Here is a 965-nt window from a genome sequence, read left to right on the forward strand (position 1 = left end):
CTCTTAAGAAAAATAAACCTTCCATAAATTGCAATTTCGACTTTCCTCTAAATTATAACCTTATCCCGAATTGACGTGTTAAGATTAGTAAGGGCTAATGGCAAATCTACAATATCCAAATCTATAGCAAAATAATTATTTTCTGGCTTTTTAGGTTGCCTTGCCTTAGCTTTTTTTATATCTCGTAAAGTTTTTTCTACATCTTTCATAATTTTCTTAACAGACATAATTAAACCTCCAAATTGTATAAATTGATGAGCTTTGTAAAAAATTCTTTATATAGTCAATTCAGGAAAATTTGGGGCTAGGAGCGACGACGCCCCCAACTTCTCATCAGTTGACTATAACAATCAATATATCAAAAATTCTCTTATATAACAAGAATATTTTTCTATAAAACAAAACTTTTTATTTACTATATATAACAATCTAAAATTTTATTTATTTACAGGAGTTAGCAAGAGAAAATATTGAACTACAATTAGAGGTGGTAAGATTAAGAATTAATAAAAAAGCTTCGGCGACTTCTTTTGGTGATATTTTTCCCTTGTAGTCTAATATATGGATAAGGTTGCTCAAGAGAACGAGTTAGCCAACCACTTTCAGACATTGATGAAAATTCATATTTTCTTAAAAATGGAGTAACATATTTTGTATCAAAGCTTCTACCAGAATATCCATTTTGCATATTTGATTGATGGTACCTAACATCTTGAGAAGGATTAAAATACTTGTATACTACACTTGTAATGAGAACTGTTAGCACCCCCTTACTACGCTCTGAATTATCTAATATAATATCCAATCTACTTTTAATACTATCTTCTATAAAGAAGTCAGACTCAACTGAAACTTTTTCCAAGAAAGTAGCTAATTCTTTTCCATATTACGTCAATTCGGGATAAGGTTATAATTTAGAGGAAAGTCGAAATTGCAATTTATGGAAGGTTTATTTTTCTTAAGAG

The 965-nt window shown here is 29.4% G+C and carries 2 protein-coding genes; both read right to left on the reverse strand.

Going from position 1 to position 965, the window contains the following annotated elements; genetic code table 11:
- Positions 1-47: 47 nt before the first annotated feature.
- A complete protein-coding gene (locus RiCNE_RS07085; protein WP_094649842.1) occupies positions 48-227 on the reverse strand; it encodes a hypothetical protein in 180 nt (59 codons plus the stop codon).
- 269 nt (positions 228-496) lie between these two features.
- On the reverse strand, positions 497-862 hold the full coding sequence (locus tag RiCNE_RS07090) for a hypothetical protein (protein ID WP_094649843.1): 366 nt from the start codon (positions 860-862) through the stop codon (positions 497-499).
- Between the last annotated feature and the right edge of the window lie 103 nt (positions 863-965).

The organism is Rickettsia endosymbiont of Culicoides newsteadi (assembly GCF_002259525.1).
In the GTDB taxonomy this organism is placed as follows: Bacteria; Pseudomonadota; Alphaproteobacteria; order Rickettsiales; family Rickettsiaceae; genus Tisiphia.